The organism is Prochlorococcus marinus XMU1402, from assembly GCF_017696205.1.
GTDB classification, from domain to species: Bacteria; Cyanobacteriota; Cyanobacteriia; order PCC-6307; family Cyanobiaceae; genus Prochlorococcus_A; species Prochlorococcus_A marinus_AC.
On the sequence record NZ_JAAORD010000001.1, the window covers coordinates 734,463 to 748,890 of the forward strand.

Annotated in this window: 17 protein-coding genes; 13 read left to right on the top strand and 4 right to left on the bottom strand. The window is 33.6% G+C overall.

What is annotated here, in order from left to right; translation table 11 throughout:
• Positions 1-33 precede the first annotated feature (33 nt).
• Positions 34-963, top strand: a complete 930-nt coding sequence (ccsB, locus tag HA141_RS04180) for a c-type cytochrome biogenesis protein CcsB (RefSeq protein ID WP_209117183.1) — start codon at positions 34-36, stop codon at positions 961-963.
• 28 nt (positions 964-991) lie between these two features.
• On the opposite strand, the gene rpe is transcribed toward ccsB, so the two are convergent.
• Complete coding sequence (gene rpe, locus HA141_RS04185; RefSeq protein ID WP_209117185.1) at positions 992-1,747, bottom strand: ribulose-phosphate 3-epimerase; 756 nt, start codon at positions 1,745-1,747, stop codon at positions 992-994.
• Positions 1,748-1,935: 188 nt separating this feature from the next.
• On the opposite strand from rpe, the gene glpX reads away from it, so the two are divergent.
• The 7 genes from glpX (at position 1,936) to HA141_RS04220 (ending at position 8,886) form a co-directional block, all read left to right on the top strand.
• Positions 1,936-2,937, top strand: a complete 1,002-nt coding sequence (glpX, locus tag HA141_RS04190; RefSeq protein WP_209117187.1) for a class II fructose-bisphosphatase — start codon at positions 1,936-1,938, stop codon at positions 2,935-2,937.
• 18 nt (positions 2,938-2,955) lie between these two features.
• A complete protein-coding gene (locus HA141_RS04195) occupies positions 2,956-4,266 on the top strand; it encodes a glutamyl-tRNA reductase (protein ID WP_209117189.1) in 1,311 nt (436 codons plus the stop codon).
• A 128-nt stretch (positions 4,267-4,394) separates the two neighbouring features.
• A complete protein-coding gene (locus HA141_RS04200) occupies positions 4,395-5,690 on the top strand; it encodes a glucose-1-phosphate adenylyltransferase (RefSeq protein ID WP_209117191.1) in 1,296 nt (431 codons plus the stop codon).
• A 97-nt stretch (positions 5,691-5,787) separates the two neighbouring features.
• The gene (gene gndA, locus HA141_RS04205) at positions 5,788-7,206 is read left to right on the top strand and encodes an NADP-dependent phosphogluconate dehydrogenase (protein WP_209117193.1); all 1,419 of its coding nucleotides are present in this window, start codon (positions 5,788-5,790) and stop codon (positions 7,204-7,206) included.
• Positions 7,194-7,931 (top strand): 6-phosphogluconolactonase, encoded by a 738-nt coding sequence (gene pgl / locus HA141_RS04210; protein ID WP_209117195.1) that lies wholly within the window; start codon positions 7,194-7,196, stop codon positions 7,929-7,931. Before gndA ends, pgl begins: the two co-directional genes overlap by 13 nt.
• A gap of 30 nt (positions 7,932-7,961) precedes the next feature.
• A complete protein-coding gene (locus tag HA141_RS04215) occupies positions 7,962-8,510 on the top strand; it encodes a CIA30 family protein (RefSeq protein WP_209117197.1) in 549 nt (182 codons plus the stop codon).
• Positions 8,500-8,886 (top strand): coat-like protein, encoded by a 387-nt coding sequence (locus HA141_RS04220; RefSeq protein WP_209117199.1) that lies wholly within the window; start codon positions 8,500-8,502, stop codon positions 8,884-8,886. Before HA141_RS04215 ends, HA141_RS04220 begins: the two co-directional genes overlap by 11 nt.
• A 21-nt stretch (positions 8,887-8,907) precedes the next feature.
• On the opposite strand, the gene ilvD is transcribed toward HA141_RS04220, so the two are convergent.
• Genes ilvD through HA141_RS04235 form a run of 3 tightly spaced genes read right to left on the bottom strand, consistent with a single transcriptional unit; the run spans position 8,908 to position 11,542 of the window.
• On the bottom strand, positions 8,908-10,581 hold the full coding sequence (gene ilvD / locus HA141_RS04225; protein WP_209117201.1) for a dihydroxy-acid dehydratase: 1,674 nt from the start codon (positions 10,579-10,581) through the stop codon (positions 8,908-8,910).
• A gap of 23 nt (positions 10,582-10,604) precedes the next feature.
• Positions 10,605-10,895 (bottom strand): hypothetical protein, encoded by a 291-nt coding sequence (locus tag HA141_RS04230; protein WP_011376338.1) that lies wholly within the window; start codon positions 10,893-10,895, stop codon positions 10,605-10,607.
• 29 nt (positions 10,896-10,924) lie between these two features.
• Positions 10,925-11,542: a uracil phosphoribosyltransferase gene (locus HA141_RS04235; RefSeq protein WP_209117203.1), complete on the bottom strand. Its 618-nt coding sequence runs from the start codon at positions 11,540-11,542 to the stop codon at positions 10,925-10,927.
• Positions 11,543-11,605: 63 nt separating this feature from the next.
• On the opposite strand from HA141_RS04235, the gene HA141_RS04240 reads away from it, so the two are divergent.
• The 5 genes from HA141_RS04240 to purQ all read left to right on the top strand — a co-directional run bounded on the left by HA141_RS04240 (position 11,606) and on the right by purQ (position 14,420).
• Complete coding sequence (locus HA141_RS04240) at positions 11,606-12,118, top strand: pentapeptide repeat-containing protein (RefSeq protein WP_209117206.1); 513 nt, start codon at positions 11,606-11,608, stop codon at positions 12,116-12,118.
• 6 nt (positions 12,119-12,124) lie between these two features.
• Positions 12,125-13,189 (top strand): GTP-binding protein, encoded by a 1,065-nt coding sequence (locus HA141_RS04245; protein WP_209117208.1) that lies wholly within the window; start codon positions 12,125-12,127, stop codon positions 13,187-13,189.
• 46 nt (positions 13,190-13,235) lie between these two features.
• Positions 13,236-13,400, top strand: a complete 165-nt coding sequence (locus tag HA141_RS04250) for a hypothetical protein (protein ID WP_209117210.1) — start codon at positions 13,236-13,238, stop codon at positions 13,398-13,400.
• Between the two features lie 98 nt (positions 13,401-13,498).
• Positions 13,499-13,753, top strand: a complete 255-nt coding sequence (gene purS / locus HA141_RS04255; RefSeq protein WP_209117212.1) for a phosphoribosylformylglycinamidine synthase subunit PurS — start codon at positions 13,499-13,501, stop codon at positions 13,751-13,753.
• Position 13,754: 1 nt separating this feature from the next.
• Positions 13,755-14,420 carry a phosphoribosylformylglycinamidine synthase subunit PurQ gene (gene purQ / locus HA141_RS04260; RefSeq protein ID WP_209117214.1) on the top strand — a complete coding sequence of 222 codons (666 nt, stop codon included), beginning with the start codon at positions 13,755-13,757 and terminating at the stop codon, positions 14,418-14,420.
• Positions 14,421-14,428: the final 8 nt, after the last annotated feature.

A 14,428-nucleotide genomic window follows, 5' to 3' on the forward strand; every position in this document is an offset into this window, starting at 1 on the left:
CGTTGAATATTAAAATCGGATAAATTTCTAGAAATGATACTAGATAATCTTTTTAAAAATTTTATATATGACCCGGTTTCAGTTTTAGGTCTATTAGTCTTTTATTTTTTATTAATTAACTTACCAATATCTTTAGGTGCAGTTTTTAAAAAAAAATCTTCTTCAATTGTAAGATTTATTACGATTTTAGTGAACCTATTAATAACATTACAATTACTTTTTAGGTGGTCAATTTCTGGGCACTTTCCTATCAGCAATTTGTATGAATCTCTTTATTTCCTTACTTGGGGGATCACATTGGGACAACTATTGGTTGAAAGGGAATATCAATTTCCAATAATTCCCTCAATTGCAATACCAATTGAGTTATTGACAGTTGCTTTTGCTTGTTTTGTTTTACCTGACGATTTGAAATTATCATCCAACTTGGTTCCAGCCTTAAGATCTAGTTGGTTAATAATGCATGTCAGCGTCGTAATGCTTAGTTATGCGGCATTAATAATAGGTTCTTTGCTCTCGTTTTCTGTTTTATTTATTAATAAAAATAAGCCGCTTCAAATCAGAAGTAGTTCTACAGGTATAGGGGGGTTCAAACTTTCTAATAACTATTCTTTTAATGGTTTAGTTGAACCTACTGAATTCTCTCATTCAGAAGAATTAGATACATTAAGTTATCGTTCTATATTAATAGGATTTGTTCTTTTGACTCTCGGTTTAATTTCAGGTGCAGTCTGGGCTAACGAGGCCTGGGGTACATGGTGGAGTTGGGATCCAAAAGAAACATGGGCATTTATCTCATGGTTGTTTTATGCCGCTTATCTGCATATGAGAATTAGCAAGGGTTGGCAAGGACGCAAACCAGCATTATTAGCATCAACAGGCTTTTTAGTGGTTTTAGTATGTTATTTAGGAGTTAATTTCTTAGGAATAGGCTTACATAGTTATGGCTGGATATTTGGGTGATAAAAAAATTACCCATAAATATTAATTTTTAGGGCTCTGAAAGAACATTACCTTTTTGTGCTTCTTGCGCAACTTTTCTCAAGTCATCACATCCCTCTTTTAATGTTGGGTAAGCAAACATTCCACTACCAGCAATAAAACAATTCGCACCAGCATCTGCACATTGTGAAATAGTCCAATTTGCTTTAATGCCTCCATCAACTTCAATATCTACATTTAAGTTTTTTTCAATAACAAAGTTTCTTATTTCTCTGATTTTATTAAGCATTGTTGGTATATAAGCTTGTCCACCAAAGCCTGGATTAACTGTCATAACCAAAACATGATCAACCATATCCATAATGTTTTTAATCATTTCAAAAGGAGTATGAGGGTTTAATGCAACAGAAGGAGATCCTCCTAGGTCTCTTATTCTTCCAAGAACTCTATGCAAATGAATATTTGCTTCAGCATGAGCTATTACTACTCCTGGTTCACCATTCGCCCCTTTTGTAGCGTTTACATAAGATTCAAGCATGGTTTCACAATTGTATTGGCTTACCATTAATTGAGTTTCAAAGGGGACATTGCAATATTTCCTGCATGCAGCAATCATTTCAGGACCGAATGTAAGATTTGGTACAAAATTCCCATCCATTACATCAAATTGAATTCTATCTACCCCAGCTTCCTCGAGCTCTTTCACACATGCACCCATATTTGCCCAATCTGCTGGTAAAACTGAAGGAATTATTTGAATTGGTCTATTAACCCCAGCTAAATTTGTTTGATTTGACTCAGTCATTTAATTTTTAAAATATTTAATAAAGATACTATATTTAGTTGTTTATTCCTAATTTCAATTCATGGCCTGATAAAGTAACAGCTGTAAAGAGTTAAGAAAAGCTTATTAGCGTAATAATTCCCATAAAAAATGACACTTTTTATGAGATCATACTCAAAACCTTTTAGAAAATCCTCAAAAATTTAATTGTGAATCAAACTTTAATTCAAGAAATTCTCGAAGTTGTCGAGCAAGCAGCAATTGCTTCAGCAAAACTAACAGGACTTGGTCAAAAAGATGAAGCTGATGCTGCAGCTGTCGAAGCAATGAGATTGCGAATGGGCAAAATTGAAATGAAAGGGAAAATTGTTATCGGAGAAGGTGAAAGAGATGAAGCACCTATGCTTTATATAGGTGAAGAGGTTGGGAGCGGAAGCGGACCAGGGGTTGACTTTGCAGTAGATCCTTGTGAAGGAACCAATCTTTGTGCAAATAATCAAAGAGGTTCCATGGCTGTTCTGGCGGCTTCAGATACAGGAGGTCTCTTTAATGCCCCAGATTTCTACATGAACAAATTAGCGGCCCCTCCAGCAGCCAAAGGGAAAGTAGATATTAGAAATTCGGCTACTGAAAACTTGAAAATTCTTAGTGATTGCTTGGATCTCTCTATTGAAGAACTTACTGTTGTTGTAATGGATAGAACAAGGCATAAAGATTTAATTAAAGAGATTCGTGGATGTGGTGCAAAAGTACAACCGATTTCTGATGGTGATGTTCAAGCTGCTATAGCATGTGGTTTTGCAGGAACTGGAACACATTGTTTGATGGGTATAGGTGCAGCTCCGGAAGGTGTTATTTCCGCTGCTGCAATGAGAGCTCTTGGAGGACATTTTCAAGGACAACTAGTTTATGATCCAGCAATTGCTCAAACTTCTGAATGGGCTGATTACACAAAAGAAGGGAATATAAAACGTCTAAATGAAATGGGCATAACTGATATAGATAAAATCTATGAAGCTAACGAATTGGCATCCGGAGAAAATGTTGTATTTGCTGGAAGTGGAATAACTGATGGATTATTATTTGACGGAGTTAAATTTGAAAGCGATTGTGTTAGAACAAGCAGTCTAGTAATAAGTACATTAGATAGTACTGCAAGATTCACAAATACTGTCCATATCAAAGATGGTGCTAAGAGTATCAGCCTTTAAAAATTCACTTTTAGTTTTATGCATATTGTTGTCGTCGGACTAAGTCATCGCACGGCACCTGTCGAAGTGCGTGAGAAGTTAAGTATTCCTGACCAATCTATAACAGAATCATTGGAAGCATTAAAAGCTTTCTCTGATGTTTTAGAGGTGTCAATTTTAAGTACTTGCAATAGGCTAGAAATATATGCGCTAGTAAAGGATAAAAATACCGGTATTTCATCAATTAAAGAATTTATTTCAGATTATTCCGGAATTATTTTTGAAGATTTAAATCCTCATCTTTTTTGCTTTAGACAAGAAGATGCAGTTTTACATTTAATGAAAGTCTCTGCAGGTCTCGATAGTCTCGTTTTAGGCGAAGGGCAAATCCTTTCGCAGGTAAAAAAAATGATGAGATTAGGCCAAGAGAATCAATCTACTGGCCCTATTCTTAATAGATTATTAACCCAATCTGTTAGTACAGGTAAAAAGGTTAGATCTGAAACAAATTTAGGAACTGGTGCTGTATCAATCAGTTCAGCAGCTGTAGAACTTGCTCAATTAAAACTTGGTCAGGAAAAGGGTTTTGATACTCTTGTGAGTTTGGAATCAGAGAAGGTTCTTGTAGTTGGGGCTGGACGAATGAGTAGGCTCTTAATAACTCACTTGAAGTCAAAAGGATGTCATAAACTTATTCTTGTAAATAGAAATATTGATAGAGCATTAAATCTTGCGGCAGACTTTCCCGACCTAGATATTGTTTGTAAAGGGTTCAACGAATTAGATGAAAATATAATAATATCTTCTCTTGTTTTTACTAGTACGGCATCCGAAGAGCCAATAATTGATCTCGCTAAAATTGATAAATTAAATTTAAAAAATAAACTCAAATTTATTGATATTGGTGTACCAAGAAATATATCTAATGATGTTAAACAAAATAAATTTGTACAATCATTCGATGTAGATGACTTACAGGAGGTTGTTTCAAGAAATCAGGAATTTAGACAGAAAATTGCAAAGGAAGCAGAATCTTTAGTAGAAGAAGAAAGAATCATTTTTCTTGAATGGTGGGCAAGTTTAGAGGCTGTTCCAGTAATTAATAAACTTAGATCAGATTTGGAGTTAATTAGAAAAGAGGAATTGCAAAAAGCACTAAGTAGGATGGGGCCTGATTTTTCTGCTAGAGAAAGAAAAGTTGTGGAAGCTTTGACTAAAGGAATTATAAATAAAATACTTCACACACCTGTTACTAAGTTGAGAAGTCCTCAATCAAGAGAAGAAAGACAAGCTTCTTTAAAAATTGTTGAAAAATTGTTTTCTCTTGTAGAAGAGGATAGAAATAACTAAATTTTCATTATTTATATTAAGTTTTTCTAGTAATTTATCGAAATACCTTTGTAAACTGACCATTCCTATTTCTAAATCTGCCCATAATCAGTTACTTTAAATAGTTGTATATACCTCCATTAGATTGAATGAAGCGTGTGTTGGCCATCATCCTCGGAGGAGGAAAAGGTTCTAGACTTTACCCTCTAACAAAAATGAGGGCGAAACCTGCTGTCCCATTGGCAGGTAAGTATCGTTTGATAGATATCCCAATTAGTAATTGTATTAATTCAGGTATAGAAAAAATGTACGTATTGACTCAGTTCAATAGTGCATCTCTAAATAGACATATAGGAAGAACATATAATTTGAATGGCCCTTTTGGTCAAGGCTTTGTTGAGGTTTTGGCCGCTCAACAGACTCCTGATAGTCCAAAGTGGTTTGAAGGTACTGCTGATGCAGTTAGAAAATACCAATGGTTATTTCAAGAATGGGATGTTGACGAGTATCTAATATTGTCAGGTGATCAACTATATAGGATGGACTACAGTTTATTTGTTCAACATCATAGAGAAAATGGAGCCGACTTAACTGTCGCAGCTTTACCTGTTGATGAAGCTCAAGCAGAAGGTTTTGGCCTGATGAGAACAGATGATTTAGGAAATATAAAAGAATTTAGTGAAAAACCTACTGGAGAGAAGCTGAAGGCAATGGCAGTAGATACTTCAAAATTTGGATTAAGTAAGGAGTCAGCTAAAGATAAGCCTTACTTAGCCTCTATGGGTATTTACGTTTTTAGCAGAAATACTCTTTTTGATCTTCTAAATAAATTCCCTAGTTATACCGATTTTGGTAAGGACATTATTCCTGAAGCACTTAATAGGGGTGATACACTTAAAAGTTATGTATTCGATGATTATTGGGAAGATATAGGAACCATTGGTGCATTTTTTGAGTCAAACCTTGCATTGACTGAGCAGCCAAAACCTCCATTTAGTTTTTATGATGAAAAATTTCCAATTTATACAAGACCTAGATTCCTCCCACCTTCTAAACTTGTAGATGCTCAAATTACTGATTCAATTGTCTGTGAAGGTACAATCTTAAAGTCATGCAGTATTTTACATTGTGTTTTAGGCGTAAGAAGTAGGATTGAAAGTGATTCGGTACTCGAGGACACTCTTGTTATGGGTGCTGATTTCTTTGAATCGCCTGAAGAGAGGATTGAATTAAGAAAAGGAGGCGGAACACCTCTTGGAGTAGGTGAAGGAACTACTGTAAAAAGAGCAATTCTTGATAAGAATACAAGGATTGGTGATAATGTCGTGATTATTAATAAAGATCGAGTAGAAGAAGCAGATAAACCAGAATTAGGTTTCTATATAAGAAATGGAATTGTTGTAGTAGTTAAAAATGCAACTATTGCAAACGGAACCGTTATTTAAATCTTTTCGATCATTTTTCGCTGACATAAGTATTATTTTTTGAGCAATTTTGTTGAGTTGCAGGCACACTATATTTATTGAGTTTTTTTAATTTTTTATGTCCAAGGCACATTTTGGTTTAATAGGTCTTGGTGTTATGGGCGAAAATTTAGTTCTTAACGCAGAGAGAAATGGATTTTCTAGTGTGGTTTTTAATAGAACTTACTCAAAAACTGAAGAATTTTTACAAGGTAGGGGTTTTGGGAAGAATATAGAAGGAGCTGAAACTCTTCAAGAATTTGTCAATAAGCTAGAGAGACCTAGAAGAATTTTAATGATGGTTAAAGCTGGACCTGCAACAGATGCTGTTATAGATAATATTTCTGGATTTCTTGAGGAAGGAGATTTATTAATAGATGGCGGCAATTCTCAATTTAAAGATACAGAAAGAAGGGTAAATACTCTCGAAAGTAAAAGTTTTGGATACATTGGGATGGGTGTCTCAGGTGGTGCCAAAGGGGCCCTAGAAGGGCCAAGTATGATGCCTGGTGGCACTAAGGCTTCATATGATGCAATAGAAAGCTTATTAACTAAGATGGCGGCTAAGGTTGAAGACGGCTCATGTGTTGCATATGTTGGACCAGGAGGCTCAGGTCATTTTGTAAAAACTGTTCATAACGGAATTGAATATGGAATTGAGCAAATACTCGCAGAAGCTTATGACCTTATGAAGAGAGTTAAAGGTATGAATGGACAGCAGATGTCAGAGGTATTTGGCATTTGGAACAATACTGATGAATTAGCTTCTTACCTTGTTGAAATAACAGAGATTTGTCTAAATACAAAAGATGAGATAACCGGAGATGATGTTGTGGAGAAAATATTAGATAAAGCTGGCCAGAAAGGTACTGGGTTATGGACTGTTGTAAGTGCTTTAGAACTGGGGGTATCAGTTCCAACTATTTATGCATCTTTAAATGCAAGAGTAATGAGTTCCTTAAAAGAGCAACGTAGTGAGATTGAAAAAACTATTCCAAATAAAGAGATAGAGGATTTTGATTTAGGAAATATATCAGATGGAATGAAACCTTTACTTGATGCTGTAGTCCTTGCCACAATTGCTAGCTATGCTCAAGGTATGGATATTTTAAGAGAAGCATCTTCAGTCTATAATTACGGTTTGAATATGCCATCAATTGCTCAAATCTGGAAGGGTGGTTGCATAATTAGATCAAAATTATTAGGTAAAATTCAAGATGCTTATAACAAAGACCCTAATCTGAAAAATTTAATTTTTGATGATTGGTTTAATAATGAAATTGCTACAAGATTAGATAATTTAGCTAATGTAGTTTCTTTATCCACAAAAGCAGGTATACCAGTTCCATGTCTATCCAGTACTTTAGATTATTTGAATAGTTATAGAACCAATAGACTTCCGCAGAATCTTGTCCAGGCAATGAGAGACTGTTTTGGCTCTCATACATATGAAAGAATTGATAGAGAAGGTAGTTTTCATACTGAATGGATGAAATGATTCAAAAGGTTAAAAATGGATATACACTCAACATTTACAAAGACAAGTTAGAACTATCAACAGCGGTTTTCAAGTTTATTGAAAGTCAAATTATTTTTACTTTAAAAAAGAAAGATAGATTCAAATTTTGTGTTAGTGGAGGTTCAACTCCTAAAGCTGTCTATCAGCTCTTATCTAATTGTGATCTTAGATGGGATATGGTTGATGTCTTTTTAGGAGATGAAAGATGTGTTGATCCAAATTCAGAATTAAGTAACACATTAATGTTGAAAAATTCATTGTTAACTAATTTTGGATCTAAAGCTTTTTTTTATGAAATTTTCAATGATTTAAATGCTGATGATGAAACTACAAAAAATCAATTTATTTCCAAATTATTTGAAAAATGTGGATCAAACCCTCCCTTATTTGATTTAACTTTATTAGGTCTTGGAGACGATGGTCATACAGCTTCACTATTCCCTTATCAAAAAAATAATAATGAAGATGATTTTGTGATTTTTAATGAAGGTAAAGGATTAAAGAGAATTTCCTTAACTCCAAAGGTCCTTTCAGCCTCATCAAAGATAGTATTTTTGGTTAGTGGGGCCAATAAAAGAATTGCTCTTGAGAGGTTATTAGATGAAAAAGAGCCTCTTGATAGAACACCATCAAAATTAATAAAATCTATTAATCAAATTTCAATATTTTGTGATCAAGAATCAGCAAAAGAATTAGAAATTTAGTTAAAGTTTAAAAATAATTAGAATTATTAAATGAGTAAGAAAAAATTTTTATTCCAGAAAAGGGAGTTCAATGGTTGGAAAACATTAAATGATACAGTTATGGGTGGATCAAGTTCAGCGTTTTGTGAAATTTCAAATTCTGGTTTGATATTAAAGGGTAATATTGTCGAGAAATCAGGAGGATTTGTTAGTTGTAGATCGTCTATATATAAACCTTCTTTAGATGTATCTGAGTATTCATCCTTTGAATTAAATATTGATGGACAAGGAAGAACTTTTAAATTTGCTGTCGCCTGTGAAGACGCTTTGCTAGGACTAACTGAATTTATTCCAGGCGGTCTCAGGTGGATTAAATCATTCCCAACAAAAAAATTTGGAACAACAAATGTTCAAATTCCTTTTGGTGAGCTAAAACCCTCAGTAAGAGCTAATAAAGTACGTTTCCCATTTAAATTTAAGCCATCTAAAATTAAAAGATTGCAACTACTTCACTCTAAGTTCGGTGATGATGGATTACTTAATAATGAGTTTAGACAGGGTTCTATAAAAGTTTTAATTAAATCAATAAGTGTTATTTGAAAATCCACCTAAAAATATAGAGAGCTTAATCGCTAAGTCTGCAGATTTAACAAATAAACCTTTTGTTCATTCTGTCGTGAAAATAAATGGTGAATACGAATTCGAAGAAGAAGATATTGATTTAACAGTTAATATCTTATGTCGAGATAAAGAAGGTAAAAGATTAGAAATTTATGATCTTGAATTAGAACTTTTTAAATCAAATAAAGAGTTGGTTTTAGTAATCTCTAAGCTTAATTTCCCTGATGAACCAATATTATGGTGTGGAGTTAAAACATTATGGATGGATAGCAATAATGGAAAAAAATGCAACTCACCAAGATACAGCTCTAGATTGGAAAATTTAGCAAATAGGATAAAAAGTTTTATTAATTAAGAAAATAAACTTTGAGCTGATTTATAAATCAGTAACAGCCCCTAAACTTGATGTGCTTACGATTCTCGAATATTTTGAAAGAATTCCTCTTTTGTATTTTTGTATGGGTTTTACCCAATCTTTTTTTCTTTTTTCTAATTCTTCGTCAGATAAATCAACTTCAATTAGTTGTTTAACAGCATCAACTGTTATTAAATCACCTTCTTTTATTAGAGCAATATTTCCTCCAACAGCAGCCTCTGGAGCTATGTGACCCACAACAAGACCATAAGTACCACCGCTAAATCTGCCATCGGTAATTAAAGCTACCTTCTCTCCAAGCCCCTGACCAACAATCGCGGATGTCGGAGCTAACATTTCTCTCATGCCTGGACCTCCTACAGGACCTTCGTTTCTAATAACAACAACATCACCAGCTTTGATATCGTTATTTAATATCGATTTTAAACAATCCTCTTCACTTTCAAAAATCTTTGCTGGACCTGTTAATACAGGGTTTTTTACTCCGCTAATTTTGGCTACAGAACCTTCGCTCGCTAAGTTACCTTTTAATATCGATAGATGTCCTTTTTTATAAAGAGGGTCATCTATATCTCTTATGACATTTTGATTTTTTAGAGGCTTATCTGGAATCTGCTGTAAGTATTCTGAGATGGTTTTGCCTTCAATATTTTTGCAATCGCCATGAATTAATCCTGCATTCAAAAGTATTTTCATTACTTGTGGTATCCCACCTGCCTTATGAAGATCCACTGTCACATATTTACCACTCGGTTTAAGGTCACAAATAACGGGCACTTTTTGTCTGATTCTCTCAAAATCATTAATGTCGATATCTATTCCTGCAGTATTCGCAATAGCTAAGATATGCAAGACCGCATTTGTTGATCCGCCAATTGCCATAATTACTGATATTGCATTTTCAAATGCTTTCTTAGTCATTAGGTCTAGAGGTCTTATATCTTTTTCGATTGCAGAGACTAATATCTCCGCACTTTTATCTGCACTTAGTTCTTTTTCAAGATCTTCAGCAGCCATAGTGGAACTGTGAGGAAGACTTAACCCTAGTACTTCAATAACCGCCGACATTGTATTAGCTGTAAACATTCCTCCACAGCTACCAGCACCAGGAATACAATTTTTTTCAACTTGGATTAGCCTTTCTTCATTAATTTTGCCTGATGTTAATTGTCCAACAGCTTCAAATGCACTAACAACAGTTAGATCTTCTCCATGCAATTTTCCAGGCTTTATTGTCCCTCCATAAATGAAAATTGAGGGAATATTCATTCTTGCAATCGCAATCATGGCGCCCGGCATATTCTTGTCACATCCACCTATAGCAAGTACTCCATCCATACTCTGAGCATTGCATGCTGTTTCAATCGAATCAGCGATAACTTCTCTTGAAACCAGGGAATATTTCATACCCTCTGTTCCCATAGATATGCCATCGCTTACTGTTATAGTCCCAAACATCTGCGGCATTCCACCTGATCTTTTTATTGACTCTTCAGCTTTTAGAGCTAACTTATTTAAACCTATATTGCATGGTGTTATGGTGCTGTATCCATTTGCTACTCCAATAATAGGTTTATTAAAGTCCTCATCATTAAATCCAACAGCTCTTAACATCGATCTGTTAGGGGATCTTTGCACACCTTGGGTTATTGCAGATGATCTGAGTTTATTCATATTATTTGTGAACCTTTTTTATTCTATTGCCCCAACTCTTCAAGTTGCTTCCTCACATCAGCAATTGCAGAATTAAGTTGCTCAACTTTCTTCTCTAGATTTTCTCCTTCAACTTCATTTATATTTTCATTTGAATCAATCGCTTCAGAGCCGTCTTGAATTCTGGAGGAATACATCATTGCTTTTTGTTTTTTTTCCTCCTTTCTTTTATCTGCTTCGGATATTAACCACCAAGCTAGACCTGCTGCTCCAATAAAAGCACCGCTTATTAATGATAAAAGATTATTTGAAGACGAATCTCTGTATTCAGACATTGGCAAAATATTTACTCCTATATTCTATATTAGTTCTTATCTTTAAATATAGTACTTAATCGCGATAAAGGATTCCCAATACCTGGTGTTAATAATTGTGTTATTTCGTCTTCCTCATCTATGCAAGAAGTGTAAATTACCTGATTAGGGAATAGTTTCGCAATTTCATTTAACCCTTTATTTGAGCAAATAGCAGTTATTAAAAGAATCCTATTTGATTCAACACCTAATTCCTTTAATTTAATTAAAGTTTCTAATGTTGCTGATTTTGTCGTTATTTGTTCCGAATAAAAAATAACTCCTTCATTTGATTCAATAGTTTTAGGAAGTTCTCCTAATGCCAGGGTTGAATTAGGAATTACTTCTTTAGATCCAAACCAAAGAGATAACCCTTCGGGCAACATTGCGAGCACTTTTATTGGATAATCATTATTAATAAAAAATCCATCTGCGTTCCCAATCTCAGTATTCACTATTTCTTTTTTATATGGCAGCCAATTACGTAATGCTTCATATGTAAGCCATTTCCCTAATTGCTCATATCCTGTTGAGTACAAAATATTTGGAGTGTTTTTTTCTCGCAATATTGAAAGCCAATGTTTTATTAATGGATGAGGAGGAACAATAACCTTTAGTGACATTGCCATATATTTTCCTTTAAGATACTCTTACAAACTTTAAATACTTAAGTTCTAAAATACAGTCTTATTATGATTAAATCAATTGTTTTTCCCTCACTAAAGAATGCATTAATTACTTTGTTATTCGTTGGGATTTTATTTTTTAGTTCTGTAAATTCTGCATGGGCTAAAAGACCTCCTGAGATTAGAAACCAACAAGACCTTAATTTAGAGCCAGATATGCATGGTCAAGATTTAAGCGGTAACGAATACGTTAAGTTTGATTTGAATGGGTTTAATTTCAGTGAAAGTAATTTAGAGGGAGCGGTGTTCAATAATAGTAAATTGCAAAACTCAAAGTTTACTGGAGCCAATTTAAGGGATGCACTAGCTTATGCAACAGACTTTACAGATGCAGATCTTTCGGATGTTAATTTTACAAATGCTTTATTAATGGAGAGTAATTTTGAAGGAGCAAAAATAGATGGTGCAGATTTTACTGATGCTGTTCTTAGTCGTACACAACAAAAACAATTATGTGCGATAGCTAATGGCACAAATAGTTCTACAGGAGAGAGTACTGAATATAGCTTAGGTTGTTAATCAAAGGTGAAAAAGAAAATACCAGTTATAGTTGTTTCGGGATTTCTTGGTTCAGGTAAAACAACTTTTCTAAGATACCTATTAAAAGAGAGTAATAAAAAATTTGGTTTAATAATTAATGAATTTGGTGATGTTGGAATTGACGGTGATTTGATTAAAAGTTGTGATACATGTGATGAAACTGAAGTCGACTGCGTAATCGAATTAAACAATGGATGTTTATGTTGTACAGTTCAAGATGATTTCGTTCCATCAATAAAAGCTCTCCTAGATTCTAATCCTTCTCTCGAATCAATAATTATCGAAACAAGTGGCCTAGCACTACCAATTCCCTTAATTCAAGCACTTAATTGGCCTGAGCTTAGGTCTTCCATCTACCTTGATGTTGTTGTTGGTATCGTTAATGGACAATCAATGCTCAATGGTTCACCAATTAATGATTTAAATAAAATAACAAAACAATATAATGAAACAGATAAAATTGATCACAACGCCACTATAGATGAACTTTTTGAGGAGCAACTAGAAGTTTCTGATATCGTTTTAGTCTCTAGATCAGATATCTTAAATGATGATCAGTTTGACGTTGTAAAAAATAAAATTCAAGGAAGTCTAAACTCATCTACACCAGTCCTTAAATCCAAGAATGGTAAGATTGATTTAAATTATCTATTTGATTTCAATTTTAAAAAAGAGACTTATAAAAAATTTTTAACTGAAGAACATGACCATAATCATGTTGAGCTTGTATCAGATTCATTTAAATTAAATTATTTCCTTGAAAAAAATGACTTTGAAAAGGAGATGTCAAAAATCTTGGATGAATTAAACATTCTTCGGATAAAAGGACGTATTTGGATACCAAACAAATCATTGCCTTTACAAATACAAATTGTTGGGAAGAAAATTAATACTTGGTTTGAAGAAGCTCCAGATAATTGTTGGAGACCAAATGATAATGCTGGGCTTGAATTAGTAATAATTTCCTTTGATGAAAAATCTGTAAAAACTTTCAATAGAAAAATTAAAGAGAAATTTAAGATTTTAAGTGACCCAAAAATAGCAATTTGACTTTATAGTTACCTATCGGGATACTTACATCAGTAGATAGTCCAAGATGAAAAATCCAAAAATTGCTTTAAAACAATTAATCTCTGAAGACATTACATCAATTGATAAAATAAAATGTTCAAAATGTGGAGGGGCAGGAAATTTCAAAACACATGAAAATTCAAGAAGAACTTGCTTAGTTTGTTTTGGCAGAGGCTTCATAAAAGTTTAATAACTCAGAAAACCCTTAAGGTAAAAATATTTGTTTATTAATCAATGGTACTTTTTATTAAAATTTAAACTAATCTTCTAGTAGAAATTAATTTTTAATTGGACCAATTTGCTGTAAAAGTTTTTGTTAGACTAAGACCCTCAGTTTTAGACCCCGCAGGAGAAGCTACCAAATCTGCATCTATAAAACTTGGAGCCGAGGGAATAAAATCATTACGTATAGGAAAAATGATTGAAGTAAAAATAGAAGGTAATGGTGAAAACGATGTAAGAGAAAAAATTGATTTATTGTGTGATAGGTTATTCGCAAATACTGTTATTGAAGATTATGAATATTCACTAGAAAAATTATAAGATGGAAAATTTTATTGTAGGAATCGTTGTCTTCCCCGGTTCTAATTGTGATCGTGATGTTTCATGGGCATTGGAAGGTTGTTTAGACATAAGAACTAAATACTTATGGCATGAGTCTTCAGATTTAAGTGACGTAGATGCAATAGTTTTACCTGGAGGATTTAGCTATGGTGATTATCTAAGATGCGGAGCAATTGCGAGATTCTCTCCATTAATAAATGCCTTGGATGAGTTTGTTAAAAGCGGGAAAAGAGTTTTAGGAATTTGTAATGGGTTTCAAATTTTGACAGAATCAGGTTTTTTGCCCGGTGCTCTAGTTGCGAATAAAAATCTAAATTTTATCTGTGATGACGTTGAACTGGATATCGTTTCTTCAAAAGGAGGTTGGTTTAATAGTAGAGATGAAAAACAAACTATTAAGTTGCCAATAGCGCATGGGGAAGGAAGATATCATTGTGATTCTGATACTTTAAAAAAACTTGTAGATAATGAATTAATCGCTTTGAGATATAAAAATAATCCTAATGGATCCTCATTCGATATTGCAGGCATAACCAATGAAAAGGGAAATGTTCTAGGTTTAATGCCTCATCCAGAGCGAGCATGTGACGAAACAATTGGTGGGACTGATGGTCTCTTTACATTAAAATCATTAATATTGAAATAAAAAAAGAC